Below are 19,749 nucleotides of genomic sequence, written 5' to 3'. Positions count from 1 at the left end.
ATGACAAGATACACGACTCCGATCCTTGATGTTCAGAACCTGCGGACCGAATTTCGTGGACGCGACGGCTGGCAATCGGCCGTGCATGATCTGTCGATGCAGATCCACGAAAACGAAACCCTTGCGGTCGTGGGGGAATCCGGATCCGGGAAATCGGTCACGGCGCTGTCGATCCTGCGGCTTCTGCCGCCCGGGGCTAGGATCGCCCGCGGCAGTATTCAGTTCGCCGGGCAGGATCTGACCAGGCTTGATGAAAGTGCCATGGCTGATATTCGCGGCAACCGCATCGCGATGATTTTTCAGGAACCGATGACCTCGCTCAACCCTACCATGACGGTCGGCGAGCAGATCGCGGAATCCCTGTCGATTCATCGCGGCATGTCCGGGCGCGCTGCGCGGGGCGAAGCGCTGGCGCTACTTGATCGGGTGCGCATCCCGTCAGCGAAGCGACGGCTGGGCGAGTTTCCGCACCAGTTTTCCGGCGGTATGCGCCAGCGGGTGATGATCGCTATCGCGCTGGCTTGTCGTCCGCGGCTGCTGATCGCGGACGAACCGACAACCGCGCTGGATGTGACCATTCAGGCGCAAATCCTGCATCTGATCAAGGAATTGCAGGACGAGGAAAAGATGGGCGTGCTGTTCATCACCCATGACATGGGCGTGGTGGCGGAAATCGCGGACCGGGCGCTGGTGATGCGCCAGGGTGATGTCGTCGAGACCGGCGATTGCGCGCGCATCTTTGCCGCGCCACAGCACTCCTATACAAAGACACTTCTATTCGCGGTGCCCAAGCTGGGGGCAATGGGCGGAGCCGATCGCCCGACCCCCTTTCCTGCAATGGATGAAGACGGGCAGGCGATCACCCCGTCCGTGCCCGAAATCGACACGGTCAAGCGCGACGAAGCGCCATTGTTGCAGGTAAGAAACCTTTCTACCCGGTTCGACATTCGTGGCGGTGTTTTCCGCACCGTGCGCGGGCGGGTTCATGCGGTGGAAAACGTGTCCTTCGATCTGCGCGCAGGTGAGACGCTGGCGCTGGTCGGCGAAAGCGGATGCGGCAAATCCACCACCGGGCGATCGATCCTGCATCTGGAAACACCTCGCGCGGGCGAGGTGCGAATTGCCGGGCAATCTCTGGCTGATCTCAGCGGCAAGCAGTTGCAGGCAGAACGCTGCCGGATGCAGATGATCTTTCAGGACCCTTTTGCCAGTCTCGATCCGCGTCAGACAGTAGGCGCGGCCATCGCCGAACCGCTATTGGTGCATGGCATGGCTGATGCCCAGGCGGCGCGTCAGCGCGTGGCCTCGCTTCTGGAGCAGGTGGGACTGCCTTCGGCGGTGGCCAATCGTTATCCGCACGAATTTTCAGGTGGACAACGGCAGCGCATCTGCATTGCCCGCGCGCTTGGGATGGAACCGCGGCTGATCGTGGCAGATGAAAGCGTGTCTGCGCTGGATGTCTCGATCAAGGCGCAGATCGTCAACCTGATGCTGGATCTTCAGGCGCGTCTTGGGCTGGCTTACCTGTTCATCAGCCATGATATGGCGGTGGTGGAACGGGTCAGTCACCGGGTCGCAGTGATGTATCTGGGCGAGATCGTCGAGATCGGGCCGCGCGCACAGGTCTTTGGCAATCCGCAGCATCCCTATACGCGCAAGCTGTTGTCGGCAGTGCCGGTGCCCGATCCGGCGCGGCGGCGTGTCCGTCAGCCGTTGTCAAACGACGAGATCCCCAGCCCGATCAGACCAGCGGACTTTGTCCCACCGGTTCGCCGTTATCATCAGGCGGGCGACGATCACATGGTGATGGATCACTGAGCAAGCGCCGCCGGGGTCGTCCCCGGCAGCGGACTTCACACCGCGGACCAGCCGTTTCGCAGGGCGGCGCGCAGCTTGTCGACAGAGGCAAAGGCAGGGGCGATTTCGGGCAGGATCGTGTTTTCCGCCGTGAAATCCCGGCCATATAGCGAAGAGAACACCGTGACACCGGCGCGGTGCAGCGGCACCTCCACTCCGGTCATCTCAGCCAAGCGGATGGTCGTCAGCAGGCCGTAAGGCACGTCCTCGGTAACGTAACGGGTATCCAGTGATTTCGGGCCATTTACGCCTTTTCGCGTGGCGACGATATTGCGCATCATTTCGGCCAGGGGGGCGATCTCGATCTTGCCAGGGACCGCGTAGGCTTGATGGATAGAACGCGCCTGCACGCCGAACGCATTGGCCAAGGCCAACCTCTCTCGATCCAGGTCTTCCAGGAATCGCGCCACTGCGGGGGTGATATGCGCCTGCTGCGGCCAGTCTTCGGCCAGTTCCATCCGGGTCAGGTTGAACATGGCGATACCGTAATGCACGGCCGGATTGAGATTGCCCAGATCGACGCCAATCATGTCAGAGACAAGCGCAAACCGGTCCCCGAACAATTCCTGACACAAAGCCAGTGCCTTGGCCCCGGCGGTGTCGGGAATGACCGCCATTTCGACCTTGGCCCGCAACAGCGACACCGACACATTGGCAGGTCCGGTTTGACGCCCGGTCGAGGCCGTGGTGTTCCAGACCACGATGGGACAGTCGATGCCCCGTTCGCTCAGGCGACGAGACAAATAGAGTGCGGCAAAACTGAGATGTGCGCTGATGATCAGCGTCTGCCCATCGCGCAGAATTGGCAGGATGCGATCAAGCACCGCGCGATAGCCATAGGCGGGCACCGCCAGGATCAGCACATCGGCTTCGGTGGCTTGCGCCTCGCTTGTGGCGACACCGACGGCAAAACTGCCGTCGAGCGCATTGCTGGCGGTCAGTTTCATGCCGCTCCGAAGTTCGCAAGCCCGCTTGCCAGAAGGTGACCAAACCGTCGGTTCATGCCCCCGTGACGCAAGAAAGGCCGCATAGGAATAAGCGACGCCCCCGGCGCCGAGGATGGAAACTTGCATGACTGCCCTATTCAAGTGATTGCCTGTCGGTCAAAGCAGCCCTGCCTTGCCAGATCAACGTCCTTTTTCGACGTCCGGTATAACTGCGGGTTATGACTTGGAACGCGTGCTCAGAGAGCAGCCTCTACCAAGGTGACGAGAAACACCCAGCCTCAAAGCCTGCTTCGGAAGATGACCATACTCAAGGCGTTGTCAGGTTGTTCAAGCTCGGTCTTCCTTTTGGGTGATTTCCTGCCACCTGGCGATCAGTTGCGCTACAACACCCTCGCTACGCCTCTCCGTCAGATGCTCTGGCCTCGCCAAAATGCACGCGATCGCTTTCATTTTGGCTTTGCTCTACTTTCACCCCGCAAAATGGAGACGATCGTTGGTATTTTCATGCAAGCACTCTATTGTTTGCCATATACAAACGATCGCGCGCATTTTGGAAGCTTGAACATGGTCAGCACTGTTGTCAGCGACCCGGCATCTCTCGGGAGAATCATTCGTCAGGTTCGTAAAGCATCGAAGATTACACAAGAAGATCTCGAACTGCAGACTGGCATATCACGCACCACAATCCGTGCAATCGAACAGGGCAAGGAGACAGCACATATCGGTCTGGTGCTTCAGCTATGCAGAGATCTCGGCATGACACTTCGCATTGGCGCGCCTACCGAGGAAAGCCGGTCGTGACCGCGCTGGATGTGTACCTTGAAGGGGTGGTCGAACCGATCGGCAAGCTGAAATCGGCACCAAATGAAGAAGTATCCTTCGTCTACACGACTTGCGATCTGCCGCACCCGATATCGGTCTCCCTTCCAGCAAGGGAAGAGCCTTTCGGTGATGTTGCTACCAGAGGTTTTTTCTCAAATCTCCTTTTCGAGAATGAGATGCGCAACCAAGTCATGGAAAAGCACGGGATCTCCGCGGGTGACATCATTGGGCTGCTTTACCATCTAGGGGCCGATTGTCCGGGCTCGATCAGTTGCGTTCCAGAGGGCGCCGGTCCGGTCAAACGCCCCGGACTATTGGCCGAAGACTACGAGCCACTGGTCGGCTCACCGCAGGTTCCTGAGGCCCTGTCTGAAGCCGAAGAGCCGCTAGATGTGTCGGATGATCTCGCTCGCATCATGACGTCGCTGCGCGACAATCGTCGGCTGCCGCCGGAGTCTGAAGACCCCTCGCCGTTGGCTGGCGTGCAGGGGAAGATTGCCGTGACCCGCCTTCACGATGGCCGACTAGCGCTCCCCGGGAAGAAGAGCGGGGCACCGACCACGCATATCCTGAAGGTTCCAAGGGCGAATCAAATGCAATCGGTCCGACAAGAACACCACGCAACCCGTCTGATGGCCCGCATCCAAAAGCATGAAACCGTTCGGACCTGTATCATCGGCGAGGGGGACCTTCAGGGCCTGTTGGTCGAGCGATTTGACCGGCGTACCGAGGATGGAAAAGTCTACCGTGTCCATCAGGAGGACTTTTGTCAGGCGCTCGGGTTGGGGCACATCTTGAAGTACGAGAGAAATGGAGAGCCGGGCAGGATCTTCGATGCCCATGCCATCGGTCGCCTCATGGACGCCACCTTACAACCGGGAAAGGCGCGGATTGCGTTCTTCGAGATCACACTGGCGAACATGCTGCTGGGGAACTCGGACAATCACGCGAAGAACCACGCCCTGCTCTATACCGGTCAAAAACCCGTATTGGCCCCGGCATACGACATTGATCCTGTCTTGCTCAACGACAGTGTCACGCACGAAATGTCCTTTCGCATTGGCTGCGCCCGTATGGCTGATGATGTCGGGGCGGAGGATCTCGACCTGTTTCTGAAAGCAATCGGTGCCAAAGGGTTCGTGCGCCCGCTTGCGCGGCGCTGCACCGAAATTATCGAAACAGCCATTGCACATGCCGAGAATCTCCCGCCGCCTTCAGCAAAGCAACTGTCCGCTGTGATCCGGCAGCAGGCTCATCACCTTTCAGCCAATGCAGGTTTCGAGATCGATGTGCCAGAATTTGACAATATGCCCGTGAACCGGCCCGGAGCGGCAGACTAAACCATGAGGGCTTTCGGTTGCTCTTCCTTCCCGTCGGGTGAACCGTCATAGACCACACCGGACGGCGCGGTGCCGGACCATGGACGCTGATCACGGACATAGATTCTATGCCCCCTTGCCGAGCCCTTCGTCCCGGCAGGAGCGATCCAGAACCCGGATTGGCGTATCATCGACATGAAGCACATCACTGGCCATGATTTAGGCCTCGATCCGATCGGCCAGAGGCGCAGGACCTGCCTTTCCCCCGCCGATCCCTCGCTCATGAGGAGAGTCTGCGGGTTTGGTTCTGGCAATTGTCGCTCTCGCGCTTGCTTTGGCGTTCTGTTCCCCAGCGAAGAGCGCGGCCTGACGTTGTTGTAATCCTAGCGCCACAGCGCCAGCTTGCGGCGGGCATCGTTCAGGGAATCGAACAGTTCTTCATTGAGAAACGCGTCTCGCTCCCGGGTAACGCGCTCGCCTGGAATACTGTTATCTTCCGCGAGACACCAAAGCTGTCAGCCAGAAAGTCCAGAAACCAGCGCTGGTTGAGCTGTGTGGCTTCGGGCGAAGACCTGAGCCGGTGCCAATCGGTCACGCCCGATTGGGATGTCACGCTCATTCACCTTGCCTGTCTTGTCATATGCGGCGAGAGGGCGAAGATTTCCGCCACTCCTGTCGCAGAAGATAGCCCGACGCCAGGGCCAGGCCGAGCGCCATCGTGAACCATGTCAGCGCATAGGACAGGTGGCTGTTGCGGAACTGAACCACGGTCAATCCGCCACGCGGCAGATCGGCGGATCCGTCATCGGCGTGGTCGATGAAATAGGGCGCGGCACGGTCCAGCCCGCGCGATTGTGCCAGCGCGGCGGTGTCGCGGGAATACCAACGGTCATTGACCGGATCGTTCGACCGCAGAAACGCGCCATCTGGCTGGGACATGCGCAGTAGCCCGGTGACCTGCTGGTCGCCTTGCGGCTGGCTGCGGTCGGCGGGGTCGCGGGCATCCTGCGGCACGAAGCCGCGATTGACCCAGACCATCCATCCCTGCGGTGTTTCCAGCGGCGTCATCACCCAGAAGCCTGCGCCGAACTGGGTGACGGCCTGCGCCAGCGCCTCGTCCTGAAACCGGTACTGACCGGTCAGGGTGACGCGGCGGTATTCGTCATCGGCGGCCAGTTTCGCCCAGTCCTGCGGGGCCGGGGCATCCTGGACGGGACCGGCCAGCCGCGCCTCGGTCCGGGCGATCAGGTCGGTCTTCCAATGCAAGCGCTGAACCTGCCAGACGCCCAGACCAGTCAGGATCAGGACAAGGCAGGCCGCCACGACGCCAAGGGCGACCAGCCCCGCCCGAGAGCGGGGCCGATCCGTCACGATTGCACACCAGAAGGCAGCAGGTCGTGGTTCATCTGCGGCATCATGTTGGTGTTCAGGTGGAACATCACCCAAAGCGACCCCGCGATCATGATCACCACGATCACCACCGTGAACAGGGTCGAGATCAGGGTCCAGCCCTCTTCTGAATGGCTGTTCATGTGCAGGAAATAGACCATGTGGACCAGAACCTGCACGATGGCGCAGCCGATCACCACCAACGCGGTCAGCGCGCGGCTGTCGAAACCGCCGCCCATCACCACCGCGAAGGGAATCGCGGTCAGGATCACCGACAGGACGAAGCCGGTCACATAGCCGCGAAAGCTGCCGTGGTCGTGGCTGTCATGGTCATGCGAACGTGCCGACATCAGATCATCCCCATCAGATAGACAAGCGTGAACACCCCGATCCAGATCACGTCGAGGAAGTGCCAGAACAGCGACAGGCAGGACAGCCGCCGCTTGTTCGCCGGGATCAGCCCCTTGCGGTTGACCTGCACCATCAGCGTCACCAGCCAGATCGAGCCGAAGGCGACGTGCAGGCCATGGGTGCCGACCAGCGCGAAGAAGGACGACAGGAAGGCCGATCGTTGCGGGCCGGCGCCCAGATGGATCAGGTGGTGGAATTCGTACAGTTCGACCGCCAGGAACAGCAGGCCGAAAACCAGCGTGATCCCCAGCCAGCGCAGCGTGCCGCGCTGATCGTCGCGGGCCATGCACAGCATCGCGAAACCATAGGTGATCGAGGAAAACAGCAGGAAGGCCGTGTTCAGCGCCACCAGTTCCAGATCGAACAGTTCCTTGGGGCCGGGACCCGCGGCATAGCTGCCATGAAGGACCCCGAAGGTCGCGAACAGAACCGCGAACATCAGGCAGTCGCTCATCAGATAGACCCAGAAGCCTATGTTGGTCGATGCGCCATCCTCGTGGTGATGCGGCTCGACCTCCCAATAGGCGGCGGGCTGAGTGCTGGGCGTGCTCATGGATCAGGCTCCCTGTGCCATCTGCCGGGCATGCGCCTCTTCGGTCAGGCGCACCTCTTCGGCGGGGACATAGTAATCCCGGTCATAGTTGAAGGTGTGGTAGATCGCGTAGCCGACAAGTGCGATGAAGGACAGCGCCGCCAGCCACCACACATACCAGATCAGGGCCATGCCGCAGACCGTGGACAGACCCGCAAGAATGACCCCGGCGCCGGTATAGCGCGGCATGTGGATCGGCAGGTATTTCCCCCGACCTCGGGCGGCACCGGCGTCCTTCATGTCGGCATAGGCATCAAGACCGTGCACGACCGGCGTGAAGGCAAAGTTGTAATGCGCCGGCGGCGACGAGGTGGCCCATTCCAGCGTGCGCCCGTTCCACGGATCTCCGGTCAGGTCGCGGTTCTCGTTGCGTTTCCAGATCGAGACGCCGAACTGCACGAACATGGCCGCGATACCGATGGCGATCATAACGGCGCCGAGGCCCGCGATGATGAACCAGATTTGCAGGCTGGGGTCGTCAAAGACCCGCATCCGGCGCGTCACGCCCATCAGGCCAAGGACATAAAGCGGCATGAAGGCAACCCAGAAGCCGACGACCCAGAACCAGAAGCTGACCTTGCCCCAGAACTGGTTCAGCTGGAACCCGAAGGCCTTGGGCCACCAGAAGTTGATCGCCGCAAAGCTGCCGAACAGCACGCCGCCGATGATCACGTTATGGAAATGCGCGATCAGGAACAGCGAGTTGTGCAGAACGAAATCCGCGGGCGGCACGGCCAGCAGAACCCCTGTCATCCCGCCGACGGTAAAGGTCAGCATGAAGGCGATGGTCCACATCATCGGCAGTTCGAACCGGACGCGGCCCTGATACATCGTGAACAGCCAGTTGAAGATCTTGGCGCCCGTCGGGATCGAGATGATCATCGTCGTGATCCCGAAGAACGAGTTCACCGACGCGCCCGACCCCATGGTAAAGAAGTGGTGCAGCCAGACCAGATAGGACAGGACCGTGATGCAGACGGTCGCGTAGACCATCGAGGTATAGCCGAACAGCCGCTTGCCCGAGAAGGTCGAGGTGACCTCGGAAAACACGCCGAACAGCGGCAGGATCAGGATATAGACCTCGGGGTGGCCCCAGATCCAGATGAGGTTGATATACATCATCGGATTGCCACCAAGGTCATTGGTGAAGAAATTCGTGCCGACATAGCGGTCCAGCGTCAGCAGTACCAGCGTCGCGGTCAGGACCGGGAACGAGGCGACAATCAGGATGTTGGTGCAGAACGAGGTCCAGGTGAAGATCGGCATCTTCATCATGGTCATGCCCGGCGCACGCATCTTCAGGATCGTCACCAGCAGGTTGATCCCCGACAGGGTCGTGCCGACCCCCGCGACCTGAAGGCCCCAGATATAGTAATCGACGCCGACATAGGGGCTTTTGTGCAGGCCCGACAGTGGCGGAAAGGCCAGCCAGCCGGTCTGCGCGAATTCACCCAGAAACAGCGAGGCCATGACGATGATCGCGCCACCTGCCGTCATCCAGAACGAGAAGTTGTTCAGGAACGGAAAGGACACGTCACGCGCGCCGATCTGCAGGGGCACCAGATAGTTCATGATCCCGGTGACGAAGGGCATCGCCACGAAGAAGATCATGATCACGCCGTGGGCGGTGAAGATCTGGTCATAGTGATGCGCGTTCAGATAGCCCTCGGACCCGCCGAAGGCCAGGGCCTGCTGCAATCGCATCATGATCGCGTCGGCAAAGCCGCGCACCAACATGATCAGGCCAAGGACCATGTACATGATCCCGATCTTCTTGTGGTCCACCGAGGTGAACCATTCGTGCCACAGATAGCCCCACAGGCGGTATTTGGTCAGCGCCCAGACCAGCGCCGCGCCGCCGATGGCGACGACGACGAAGGTGGCCCAGACGATCGGATCCTTGGGGATCGCGTCCAGGGTCAGGCGACCAAACAGGAAAGTGGTCTCGACATTGGCAGGTACGGCCATCGCGAATTTCCGTTCAAAGTTTCTGTTCGGAGGCGCCGCTTGCCCGGGCGTCTCGGATAGTGGGTTTTTGCAGGCGTTGGAACAGCGTCGTCGGGACCGGCAGCGCGCGGCTTTGCATGATCTCGCGGCCCCGGCGTTCGACCGGCTCGTCCGTGCCCAGGTCGGCGAACATCGCGGCGGCCTCGGCCGGGTTGCAGATGCTGACCACGTTGAAGGGCGTGTGACCCAGAACCGGTTTGGTGCCGCGGCGGGCATGCTTGTCATCGGTGACCGGCTGAATGTTCAGCATGCCTTCCCGACCCAGTCCGCCCTGATCGTCGATAGCCATCATCTCGGCCATGCACATCTTGTTTTCCTCGACGCACATGTTCACTGCGCGGTCGAACAGTTCGGGATCGACGCGGGCATAGCGACGCGGGGGCACATTCTCGCTGGGGGTTTCCAGTTGCAGATATTCCTCGCGGGTCAGGGCGGTGTCCCCGTCGCGGGCTTTCTGCACCCATTCCTCGAACCCGGCCTCGTCGGTGGCATGCGCCTTGAAGCGCATCCCCGAAAAGCCCGCCCCCGAGTAATGCGAGGCCAGCCCCTGATATTCGCCCTCGTTGTTGAAGACGCCGTGCAGCTTGGTTTCCATGCCGGGCATCGCATAGATCATCCCGGCCATGGCCGGGATGTAGAAGGCGTTCATCACCGAAGACGCGGTCAGGCTGAATTCGACCTCGCGGTTGATCGGCACGGCCAGTTCGTTGACCGTCGCGATCCCCTGTTCGGGATAGATGAACAGCCATTTCCAATCCAGCGCGACGACCTCGACCTTCAAGGGTTCGTGATCCTCGGCGATGTCCTGTGATTCACTCAGGCGGTCCAGCGGGCGGTAAGGATCAAGAAGATGTGTTCCCACCCAGGTCAGCGCGCCAAGGCAGATGATGATCAGCAGCGGCGCCGCCCAGATCACCAGTTCGAACTTGGTCGAGTGGTCCCAGTTCGGCCTGTAGGCCGCGTCGCGGTTCGAGGCGCGGTATTTCCACGCAAACCAGACCGTCAGCGCCATGACCGGGATAATGATGATCAACATCAATCCGGTAGAGGCGATCAGAAGGTCTTTCTGACGCTCGGCAATGTCGCCGGCCGGGGCCAGAACGACGGGCTTGCAAGCGCCCAGGAAAAGAAAAGAGGATGCCAGCGCGATCGCGGCGGGCATTTTTGGCATGTTACGCATGGTTCCCGTGTCCCTGTGTGTAATGACACGCACTGTTCGCTATGGAATGGGTCGGTTCCCTAAACCGGGTTGCCCTTTCCCGGTATTAGACAATTTGCCACAGACATTATGTCACACGCTTGCTGTATTGCTCTATCATGGTCGCGGGCGCATACGGTCGCGCCAATTCCACCCGACCGACCGTGACCGTCATCGGCCGATGAAGGAGTCAGCACGAGATGCAGCAGCCCACCACGACCCATTCCGATAAGATGCCCCCCGAGGCCGATCCCTCGGAGCACACGATCTCGCCCTCGGACATCGCCGTCGGCGTCATCATCGGGCGCACGTCCGAATTTTTCGATTTCTTCGTCTTTGCAATCGCGACGGTGATCGTCTTCCCGCTGCGCTATTTCCCGTTTCTGGATCCGCTTAACGCGACGCTGTGGTCCTTTGCGATCTTCTCGCTGGCCTTTGTCGCGCGGCCCTTCGGCACCGCGATCTTCACATTGATCGACCGCCGCTATGGCAAGGGCGTCAAGATGACGCTGGCGCTGCTGCTGCTGGGCACTTCGACCGTGGCGATGGGGCTGGTGCCATCCTATGACAGCATCGGGGATTATGCGATCCTGGTCCTGTGCCTGCTGCGGATCGGTCAGGGCCTTGCGCTTGGCGGCGCATGGGATGGCCTGCCGTCGCTGTTGGCGCTGAGCGCGCCCGAAGATCGCCGCCGGTTCTATGTCATGGTGCCGCAACTGGGCGCGCCGCTTGGCCTGATCGTGGCCAGCCTGTTGTTCGCCTATCTGGTTCAGAATCTGTCCGAGGCCGATTTCCTTGACTGGGGCTGGCGCTATCCGTTCTTCGTGGCCTTCGCGATCAACGTCGTGGCGCTGTTCGCGCGGCTGCGGATCGTGGTGACGCCGGAATATGCCCGCATGTTCCAGCAACGCGAGCTGGAGCCGACGAAGCTGCGCGATGTGGCCAAGATCGACGGCAAAACCATCCTTGTCGGTGCCTTCGTGCCGTTGGCCAGCTTTGCGCTGTTCCATATGGTGACGGTGTTTCCGCTGTCCTGGGTGTTCCTGTACACCGATGAAAGCCTGACCCAGTTCCTGGTGATCGAGGCCGTCGCCGCCGCCTTTGGCCTTGCCGCGATCGTGCTATCGGGCGTGCTGGCCGACCTGATCGGGCATCGCAAGCTGCTGTTCCGGGGCGCGATCGCGATTGCCGTCTTCAGCATCTTTGCGCCGCTTCTGCTGGCGGGCCGCGGTTTTGGCGAAGCGGTCTACATGATCGGCGGCTTCATCATCCTGGGCATCAGCTTTGGCCAGTCTTCGGGCGCCGTCGCGTCGCTGTTTGAAAGCCGCTATCGCTATACCGGTTCGGCGGTGGTGTCCGATCTGGCATGGCTGTTCGGCGCAGGCTTCGCGCCGCTGGCCGCATTGGCGCTGTCGGCCAATCTGGGGTTGTTCGCTGCCGGGCTGTATCTGCTGTCTGGCGCGATCTGCACCATTCTTGCACTGCATTTCGCGCGCAAGCTGGAATTCGGGAAGTCGCTGTAATCACATAGACAAGAGATCATCCGGGGGCGCAATCGACAAATGCCGCCCCCGTTTCGTTCGACTAGGAAAACGTCCTACGGGCCGCATCTGTCCAGGGCAATTCCAACGCCGCCAAGTTCCGCATCAGCGATACCGGTTTCGCGGTGCCGATCAGCACCGAAGCCACGCCAGAGTGATGCCGCGCGAATTGCAACGCCGCCGCAGGCAGGGGCAGGCCTACACCATGCGCCTGTTCCTGCAATCGGGCCACTTCTTGCAGCACATCGTCGGGCGCCTGGCCGTAATCATAGCTGGCACCTGCGACCGGACCGGTTGCCAGAATACCAGAATTGAAAACCCCGCCCAGAATCAGGCTGGTGCCCATCGCATGACATCGAGGCACCAATTCATCCTCGGCCGACCGATCAAGCAAGGTCAGGCGACCGGCCAGCAAGATCGCGTCCAGCGGACGATGCGTCATGATGTCCAGACACACCTGATTTTCATTCACACCCAGCCCGAACGCGCCGATCGCCCCCCGATCTTTCAGATGCTGCAACCGGTCAAGCCCGCTGTCCAAAAGGTCGGACATATGCGCCCTGTTCTCGGTGCCATGTGTATAACAGCCAATGTCATGCACATAGAGGATGTCGATAAAATCGGTTTGCAGCCGCTGGCAGCTTTGCGCGAAGGCCGCTTCGATTCCATCACCAGAATAATCATAGCGCACATCATTGGGCAACGGCGCGACAAAGCCGTCGGCCTCGGCCATTTCATCCCCCGGTGACAGCAGGCGCCCCACCTTGGTCGACAGCACATATTGATCACGTGACTTGGTGGACAGGAACTGTCCCAGCCGCGCCTCGGCCAGACCGCGGCCATAATGCGGGGCGGTGTCAAAATAGCGAATGCCGCCACCCCATGCCGCCGCCAGAACCTCGGCGGCATCTGCATCCGAAATCTGGCGGTAGAGATTGCCGATGCCAGAACATCCAAAAGCGATATCGGTGACAGCGACCCCGGTATTTCCGATCCGGTTTATGTTCATCCGGTGCTCCGCATGGTCTGGACCGTATTTCTCAGGCGCGGCATCGGAGCTGTGCAGCCCTTTTGCGCAGCCCAGTCGATAAATGCCCCGATCCGGCGTGAAACCTTTTCGCGATGATTCTGGGCAATGTCCTGCAGCTGATGGGCAAGAAACGGATTTGCGAACCGATCCAGCACGTCGCGCACATACAGTTCAGCCTCTTCGCGCGTATCTGCCGCCGCAAATCCCGGCACGACCTCGTTCCGATACAGCGACTGCAAGTCCTGGAGAATGTCGGGGGAGTCCATCAAATCCCGAACGGTTGCAGCGCCCGCCCTGCCCCGGCTGATCCAACCATCCACCAGATAACTATGCCCGAGGTTCAACAAGAACAATTTGCGCGTTTCGACCGGTTCGAGCGACGGCACGACCTTGATTGCCGGATGCGTGCACGGCAACAGCAAACCCTTGCAATCTTCGATAGCCCACAGTGCATATGGTTCGGCCACCGCGCCGGCGGGCTCGATTGGTTCGGACACGATCCGGTCCACCAACGAATTGACGAATGTCACGTCACTGGCAATCCATTGTGCGAATTCTGCCGATCTTGCGTTGGCCAGCGTCATCACCAAATCGCGCAGGGTATCGCCATTCCGGGCAACCAGTTCGGTCGGCATCACCTGTATCGGGCGGGGGTTTCGCTGATATCTTGCATATAGCAATTGGGTCAGCTTGGCCGGATAAGACATCGCCTGATCAAACACAGCGCCCTTGTCGGCAGGTGACGGACGAAATCCGGCATCCGAAGTGTTGGACAGAATGATCTGCGCCTCTTCGACCGCGATCCGGCAAATCTCTGCCCAGTCGCTTGCCGAAGAAAATGCACGCGTGATTGAACGGACGCGCCGTGTCTCATCCACGATCCGGCCGCCCTGTCTTCCACGAATATGCACCGGATACCCCCCAGTCGCCGCCAGCGCATTCAAACGCCCCGCCCTTTGGGCGTTGCCGCTGCTTTGCACGACCGCAATCCCCCCCAGAGGATCCGTAGCTTCGGACAGGAACAGATCCACATGGGCCTGCAGGAAACGGCTGGTGCCGAATTGGATGATCGGTGTTGTTGACATCAGCTCCTCCTCTTCGTATTGGTTTTTTATGATTAAATACTGAAAGTCAACCGTTGAGGCATACCCCCGTGATGAAAGTCGATTCCCATCAGCATTATTGGCAGATCGACCGGGGTGATTATCGCTGGATGGATGACGATGTGGCCGCAATCCGCCGCGATTTCGGCCCCAGGGATCTGGCACCATTGCGCAAGACCGCGGGAATAGACGGAACGGTGGTCGTACAGGCCGCAGACAGCATCGAAGAAACCTCGTTCCTGCTGGATCTTGCGGCCCGAACTCCGTCAATCATGGGCGTTGTCGGCTGGGTCGACCTGGCCGATGACAGCGCCATCCATCACGTGCATCACTTCGCACAAGACCCATTGTTCAAGGGCGTGCGTCCGATGTTGCAGGACATCGCGTCGACCGACTGGATCCTGCAACCGCAGGTGCTGAACAATCTTGAACAGGTGGCCCGCATGGGATTGCGGCTGGACGCGCTCGTGACCCCCCGGCACCTGCCGGTGATCGCGGAACTGGCACGCCGGCTTGCACATCTGCCGATTGTCATCGACCATTGTGCCAAACCGGAATTCCTGACGCCATTCGGCACGGTCAGTGCCGCCTGGCATGACGGGATCGCCGAGATTTCCCGCCACCCCATGACAATGTGCAAGCTTTCAGGTCTGGCCACAGAGTTCGGGACGGGCTGGTCATCCAGGAATCTGGCCACCGTCGCAGGCCATGTCCTTGACTGCTTTGGCCCGTCGCGCGTCATGTGGGGCAGCGACTGGCCGGTCCTGAACCTGCAGGGCAGTTACCAAGACTGGTATGAATGCGCGCAACAGTTGACCGCGCATCTTGATGCCGACCAACGTGACGACCTGTTCGGCGGAACAGCCATCCGCTTTTACGGCCTGACACCCCCTTCCCCCGCTCAGAGGACATAGTGATGAAACGCATGGGCATGGTCATCGGCATCGATCCCCGACATATCCCCGAATACAAACGGCTTCACGCCGAAGTCTGGCCCAAGGTGCTGGCGCGGCTGCGCAAATCGAACATCACCAATTATTCGATCTTTCTGCGCCAGCCGGAAAATCTGATGTTCAGCTATTGGGAATATACCGGGTCCGATTTCGCCGCCGACAATGCCGCAATCGCCGCCGACCCGATCACCCAGGATTGGTGGAAGATTTGCGGGCCGATGCAGGTTCCCCTGATAACGCGCCAGCAAGGCGAATGGTGGGCCGGCATGGAAGAGGTGTTTCACCTCGACTGAACCTGAGCGCGCGACATAGAATATCCGCAAGACACGGGACCAAACCCGATCCATCACAGCCGAGGCATTGCAGCATCATGACACAATCCGTTCCCGCCACCCGTCGTCTAAGTGCAGGATCGGCGCCGCTATTGACCCTGCCCGGCGTGGCGCTTGAACGCCTTTTCGATGGCGGCAAATGGTGTGAAGGTCCGGTTTATTTTCCCGCCAGCGACAGCGTTGTGTTTTCGGACATTCCCAACAACAGGTTGATGCAGTGGATTCCCGGGCTGGGATGCCGCGTTCTGAACGAAAACAGTGACTTTGCCAATGGTGGCACCCGCGATGCCCAGGGCAGGTTGATCAGTTGTCGCCACCTCAGCCACAGCGTCGTGCGCATCGAACATGACGGCAGCCAGACGACACTTGCATCGCATTACAAGGGTGCCGCACTGAATTCACCGAATGATCTGGTTGTGGCGGCTGACGGGGCTATCTGGTTCACCGACCCGTCCTATGGGATCCTCAGCGATTACGAGGGAAAGCGCCGCGATTCCGAAATCGGCGGCTGTTTCGTGTATCGCATCGCGCCCGGTGACATCGGTCATCCGCAAATGGTCTGTGACAGCTTGCTGATGCCGAACGGTTTGGCGTTTTCCCCCGATGAAAGCAAACTTTACGTCGCCGATTCAAGCCGGTCTCATTTCAGCGACGGCCATCATGACATTTTTGTCTTTGATGTTATTGACGGCTGCCGCCTCGGCCCGAAACAGCATTTCTTCCGTATCGATCACGGGGTTCCCGATGGCCTGCGGATCGACGAGCTTGGCAATCTATGGTGCTCATCCGCGCGGGGCATCGAGGTCATCTCACCCTTGGCAGAGCATCTTGACCACATTCCCGTTCCGGAACCGGTTGCCAATCTGACATTTGGCGGTGCCCATAACGCGACCCTGTTCATTACCGCCAGCACGTCGCTATATTCGATCACGGTCGGCGTTCGCGGCGCGAATGCCCGGATGCCAGCGCCCTGAAGGCTGCCCCCCGGGATGGGCGCGCCAAGAACATCTTGCGCGGATGTATCGTATATGCGTAATGAAGTCTTGTCGGTTTCCATGAAGGAATGAAAAGGGAATCCGCCGCCGTATATTCGGCGAACCGGAACTGCCCCCGCAACTGTAGACGGCGAGCGCCTTGCTTATCCGCCACTGTGGCCTTGTGCCATGGGAAGGCAGCCAGGCGCCGCGACCCGTCAGTCAGGAGACCTGCCGACACGAAACAGTAACGCAGCCTGGACGGGGTGTCCGGGGAGGTGTCGATTGGTGATGTCCCGAAGGTGTGCCCGTGCGGTCACCTTGATCATAGCATGTCTTCCCGCCTGTGCTGCGGGTATCCGGTCATGCGCTCGGGTTGCCTCTGCTTATGCCCCGATCTCATCACATATCGGAGAAATTCAATGTCCCTCAGATCGTTGAGCATCGCCTCTGTCGGCGCGATAGCCTTTGCGCTGCCTGCGCTGGCCGAGACGACTTATCCGCTGAGGCTGGCCAATTGCGGCGCCCAGACCACGATCAACGCAGAGCCACGGGGGACCGTGACCGTCGGACAGGCCGCGACCGAAATCCTGTATTCCCTGGGCCTTGGCGACAAGGTGCTGGGCACGTCGCTCTGGTTCACCGATGTTCTGCCCGAATTCGCGGAAATGAATTCCGGTGTCGCGCGCCTTGCCGATAATGACCCAAGCTTTGAAAGCATCCTCGCCAAACGGCCCGACCTGGTCACCGCGCAATATGAAGGACATATCGGCCCGCAAGGCATCGTCGCCACACGTGAACAATTCACCGATCTGGAGATCCCCGTTTATACCTTGCCTGCCGACTGCATCGGCAAGGACAATTCCACCGGTGTCGATGGCACACGCCTGGACCTGTACAAGATGGACAGCATCTACCAGAGCATCACCGAATTGGCCCGGATTTTCAACGTTTCGGAACGTGGCGAGGCGCTGGTCAGCGAGTTGAAGGCGCGCGAAGCGGCAGCCATCGACAAGGCAGCCGGCCTTGATCTGCCCGAAGGAACCTCGGCGGTGTTCTGGTTTTCTTCGGCCGAAATGGACATCGACCCCTATGTCGCGGGCCAGGGCGGCGCCCCCGCCTATATGATGAATGCCCTTGGCCTGGATAACGTCATCGAAAGCAACGAGGAATGGCCCACCGTCAGCTGGGAATCCATCGCGCGCGCCAACCCCTCGGTGATCGTCGCGGCCCGCATGGATCGCCGTCGCTATTTTGCCGATGACATCGAGCAGAAGCTGAAATTCCTGAAGACCGACCCGGTCGCCAGCCAGATGGATGCCGTCAGGAACAACCGCATCGTCATTCTCGACGCACATGGCATGGATCCATCGATCCGCAATGTCGCTGCGCTGGAAGCCCTGGCGGATGCTCTTGCCGGGTTCGACCTGAAATGACCCATATGACCGTGCCCGCCACGCGCCCGGCGGTGCCTGCCATAATCTGGCCCGTGGCAGGGGCGGTCATTCTTGTGCTTGCCGTCCTTGGCGGGGTCGCCATTGGTGAAACGGCGCTGCCCTTTGATCTGGTGCTGAAGGTTCTGGCCAACAACCTGCTGGGCGCGTCGCATCAGGTGAACGCCATCGATGCCGGCATTCTCTGGAGCTATCGCCTGCCACGGGTGCTGGTCGCGGCGGCCTGCGGGGCGGGTCTTGCCCTGTCCGGGGTCGTGCTGCAATCGCTGGTGCGCAACGCCCTGGCCGATCCCTATCTGCTGGGTGTGTCGGCGGGGGCAGGCACGGGTGCTGTGGCGGTCACGATTCTGGGGCTTGGCGGAGGTGTGATCGGCATGTCCGTCGGTGCATTTATCGGGGCCGCATCATCATTCGCCATGGTCGTGATTCTGGCACGGGTCGCAGGCGGTGGATCCGCACAACTGGTCCTGGCTGGAATAGCGGGATCGCAATTGTTCAACGCGCTGACATCGTTCCTGATCACCAGATCCGCCAATGCCGAACAAGCCCGGGGCATCATGTACTGGCTGCTTGGAAACCTGTCGGGTGTGCGTTGGCCCGATACAGCTTTGGCAATTCCGGCTGCTGCAATCGGGCTGCTCGCCTGCGTCTGGCACGCCCGGGCCATGGACGCCTTTTCATTCGGCGCTTCGGCGGCTGCCTCACTGGGTGTTTCCGTGCGCAAGGTGCAGGTCGTTCTGATCGGCGCGACAACGCTGATGACCGCCACGATGGTCAGCCTTGTCGGCTCGATCGGCTTTGTCGGATTGGTCATTCCCCACGCGATGCGCTTTGTTGTCGGTCCGCGTCACGGGCGTCTGGTCCTGGCATCCGCGCTGGCAGGGGCAGTATTCCTGATCGCCGCCGACATCATTTCACGCATCCTGATTCCCGGACGGGTCGTCCCGATCGGTGTGGTCACCGCCCTGATAGGCGCACCTGGTTTTGCAATGATCCTTGTCCGAAACCGGAGGCAGGCATGAAATTGCGCGCCCAATCTCTTGGTTGGACCAGCGGTCGCAAAACCGTTGTCGATGATGTCTCACTTGAAATCGGGTCGGGTGAAACCTTCGGCATTGTCGGACCGAACGGATCGGGAAAATCCACCTTGCTGCGATTGCTGACCGGTCTGTTGCCGCGTGCATCCGGACAGGTCTACCTGGACGATAGCCCGCTGACACAGCTGAGTCGTCGCGCCATCGCGCAACGCGTCGCCTTTGTCGAACAGATGGCCGACACCACCGAGGCATTGCGCGTCCGCGATGCGGTCGAACTGGGACGCACGCCCTGGCTGTCTGCGCTGGCGCCTTTCGGTCCCGAGGACCGACGCATCGTCAATGACGCCCTTGTCGCGACCGATCTGGTTCATCTGACCGATCGTACCTGGTCAACCCTGTCGGGGGGTGAACGCCAGCGCGCCCACATTGCCCGTGCCGTGGCGCAACAACCCGGACTGCTGATCCTCGATGAACCGACCAACCATTTGGACATCCACCATCAACTGTCCCTCTTGCGGCTGGTCAGCCGCCTGTCCGTCACGGTCGTCATGGCCCTGCATGACCTCAATCAGGCGCTGCGCTGTGACAGGCTGGGCATCATGGAGCAAGGCCGGCTTGTCGCCTGCGGTTCCCCCGCCCAGGTGCTGACGCCGCAGCGCATCGCGGCCATTTTCCGCGTCCATGTCACGCCCCTGCACGATCCTTTGGACAACACCACCCTTTTCCGTTTCCACGCCTTCGAGGATACGCCACGACACCCGTTTTCTGTGCGTTGAACGTCAG

The 19,749-nt window shown here is 60.4% G+C and carries 18 protein-coding genes, 2 pseudogenes and 1 riboswitch; of the genes and pseudogenes, 10 read left to right on the top strand and 10 right to left on the bottom strand.

What is annotated here, in order from left to right; genetic code table 11:
• Positions 1 to 1,818 (top strand): ABC transporter ATP-binding protein, encoded by a 1,818-nt coding sequence (locus tag PAF17_RS09265; RefSeq protein WP_271888823.1) that lies wholly within the window; start codon positions 1 to 3, stop codon positions 1,816 to 1,818.
• Between the two features lie 35 nt (positions 1,819 to 1,853).
• Here PAF17_RS09265 and PAF17_RS09260 read toward each other — a convergent pair whose 3' ends face one another.
• Complete coding sequence (locus PAF17_RS09260) at positions 1,854 to 2,930, bottom strand: NAD/NADP octopine/nopaline dehydrogenase family protein (protein ID WP_271888822.1); 1,077 nt, start codon at positions 2,928 to 2,930, stop codon at positions 1,854 to 1,856.
• Between the two features lie 171 nt (positions 2,931 to 3,101).
• On the opposite strand from PAF17_RS09260, the gene PAF17_RS09255 reads away from it, so the two are divergent.
• Together PAF17_RS09255 and PAF17_RS09250 are read left to right on the top strand one after the other, a co-directional pair.
• The gene (locus PAF17_RS09255) at positions 3,102 to 3,605 is read left to right on the top strand and encodes a helix-turn-helix domain-containing protein (RefSeq protein WP_271888821.1); all 504 of its coding nucleotides are present in this window, start codon (positions 3,102 to 3,104) and stop codon (positions 3,603 to 3,605) included.
• Complete coding sequence (locus PAF17_RS09250; protein ID WP_271888820.1) at positions 3,602 to 4,966, top strand: HipA domain-containing protein; 1,365 nt, start codon at positions 3,602 to 3,604, stop codon at positions 4,964 to 4,966. The genes PAF17_RS09255 and PAF17_RS09250 overlap by 4 nt, the downstream gene beginning before the upstream one ends.
• Before the next feature lie 20 nt (positions 4,967 to 4,986).
• Here PAF17_RS09250 and PAF17_RS09245 read toward each other — a convergent pair.
• The 7 genes and pseudogenes from PAF17_RS09245 to cyoA form a co-directional block, all read right to left on the bottom strand.
• Positions 4,987 to 5,194, bottom strand: a pseudogene (locus tag PAF17_RS09245) (IS66 family transposase); the annotation flags it as partial.
• 74 nt (positions 5,195 to 5,268) lie between these two features.
• A pseudogene (locus PAF17_RS09240) lies at positions 5,269 to 5,403 on the bottom strand (integrase core domain-containing protein); the annotation flags it as partial.
• 178 nt (positions 5,404 to 5,581) lie between these two features.
• The gene (locus PAF17_RS09235) at positions 5,582 to 6,316 is read right to left on the bottom strand and encodes an SURF1 family protein (RefSeq protein ID WP_271888819.1); all 735 of its coding nucleotides are present in this window, start codon (positions 6,314 to 6,316) and stop codon (positions 5,582 to 5,584) included.
• Positions 6,313 to 6,684 (bottom strand): cytochrome o ubiquinol oxidase subunit IV, encoded by a 372-nt coding sequence (cyoD, locus tag PAF17_RS09230; RefSeq protein ID WP_271888818.1) that lies wholly within the window; start codon positions 6,682 to 6,684, stop codon positions 6,313 to 6,315. The genes PAF17_RS09235 and cyoD overlap by 4 nt, the downstream gene beginning before the upstream one ends.
• Positions 6,684 to 7,298, bottom strand: coding sequence for a cytochrome o ubiquinol oxidase subunit III (cyoC, locus tag PAF17_RS09225; RefSeq protein ID WP_090735959.1), 615 nt, complete (start codon positions 7,296 to 7,298; stop codon positions 6,684 to 6,686). Before cyoC ends, cyoD begins: the two co-directional genes overlap by 1 nt.
• Before the next feature lie 3 nt (positions 7,299 to 7,301).
• Positions 7,302 to 9,305 (bottom strand): cytochrome o ubiquinol oxidase subunit I, encoded by a 2,004-nt coding sequence (gene cyoB / locus PAF17_RS09220; RefSeq protein ID WP_271888817.1) that lies wholly within the window; start codon positions 9,303 to 9,305, stop codon positions 7,302 to 7,304.
• 13 nt (positions 9,306 to 9,318) lie between these two features.
• Positions 9,319 to 10,524: a ubiquinol oxidase subunit II gene (gene cyoA / locus PAF17_RS09215; RefSeq protein ID WP_271888816.1), complete on the bottom strand. Its 1,206-nt coding sequence runs from the start codon at positions 10,522 to 10,524 to the stop codon at positions 9,319 to 9,321.
• A 218-nt stretch (positions 10,525 to 10,742) separates the two neighbouring features.
• Between cyoA and PAF17_RS09210 the strand changes: the two genes are divergently transcribed.
• Positions 10,743 to 12,065, top strand: a complete 1,323-nt coding sequence (locus PAF17_RS09210) for an MFS transporter (protein WP_271888815.1) — start codon at positions 10,743 to 10,745, stop codon at positions 12,063 to 12,065.
• A gap of 61 nt (positions 12,066 to 12,126) precedes the next feature.
• Here PAF17_RS09210 and PAF17_RS09205 read toward each other — a convergent pair whose 3' ends face one another.
• Together PAF17_RS09205 and PAF17_RS09200 are read right to left on the bottom strand one after the other, a co-directional pair.
• Positions 12,127 to 13,092 (bottom strand): aldo/keto reductase, encoded by a 966-nt coding sequence (locus PAF17_RS09205; RefSeq protein WP_271888814.1) that lies wholly within the window; start codon positions 13,090 to 13,092, stop codon positions 12,127 to 12,129.
• Positions 13,089 to 14,198, bottom strand: coding sequence for a mannitol dehydrogenase family protein (locus PAF17_RS09200; RefSeq protein WP_271888813.1), 1,110 nt, complete (start codon positions 14,196 to 14,198; stop codon positions 13,089 to 13,091). Before PAF17_RS09200 ends, PAF17_RS09205 begins: the two co-directional genes overlap by 4 nt.
• Before the next feature lie 71 nt (positions 14,199 to 14,269).
• Here PAF17_RS09200 and PAF17_RS09195 point away from each other — a divergent pair, with 71 nt between their 5' ends.
• From PAF17_RS09195 to PAF17_RS09170, 6 genes are all read left to right on the top strand, one after another.
• On the top strand, positions 14,270 to 15,130 hold the full coding sequence (locus tag PAF17_RS09195) for an amidohydrolase family protein (protein ID WP_271888812.1): 861 nt from the start codon (positions 14,270 to 14,272) through the stop codon (positions 15,128 to 15,130).
• Positions 15,131 to 15,132: 2 nt separating this feature from the next.
• Positions 15,133 to 15,462, top strand: coding sequence for an L-rhamnose mutarotase (locus tag PAF17_RS09190; RefSeq protein ID WP_271888811.1), 330 nt, complete (start codon positions 15,133 to 15,135; stop codon positions 15,460 to 15,462).
• A 77-nt stretch (positions 15,463 to 15,539) separates the two neighbouring features.
• Entirely contained in the window at positions 15,540 to 16,475 is a 936-nt protein-coding gene (locus tag PAF17_RS09185; RefSeq protein ID WP_271888810.1) for an SMP-30/gluconolactonase/LRE family protein, read from the top strand.
• A gap of 56 nt (positions 16,476 to 16,531) precedes the next feature.
• Positions 16,532 to 16,728, top strand: a riboswitch (cobalamin riboswitch).
• 169 nt (positions 16,729 to 16,897) lie between these two features.
• Positions 16,898 to 17,911, top strand: coding sequence for an ABC transporter substrate-binding protein (locus PAF17_RS09180; protein ID WP_271888809.1), 1,014 nt, complete (start codon positions 16,898 to 16,900; stop codon positions 17,909 to 17,911).
• Between the two features lie 5 nt (positions 17,912 to 17,916).
• A complete protein-coding gene (locus tag PAF17_RS09175) occupies positions 17,917 to 18,951 on the top strand; it encodes a FecCD family ABC transporter permease (protein ID WP_271888905.1) in 1,035 nt (344 codons plus the stop codon).
• Positions 18,948 to 19,742 (top strand): ABC transporter ATP-binding protein, encoded by a 795-nt coding sequence (locus tag PAF17_RS09170; RefSeq protein ID WP_271888808.1) that lies wholly within the window; start codon positions 18,948 to 18,950, stop codon positions 19,740 to 19,742. The genes PAF17_RS09175 and PAF17_RS09170 overlap by 4 nt, the downstream gene beginning before the upstream one ends.
• Positions 19,743 to 19,749 lie beyond the last annotated feature (7 nt).

This window comes from Paracoccus onchidii (assembly GCF_028294535.1).
Lineage (GTDB): Bacteria > Pseudomonadota > Alphaproteobacteria > Rhodobacterales > Rhodobacteraceae > Paracoccus > Paracoccus onchidii.
Note: the sequence above shows the minus strand (reverse complement) of the source record. Positions and strands in the feature narration are given on the sequence as shown.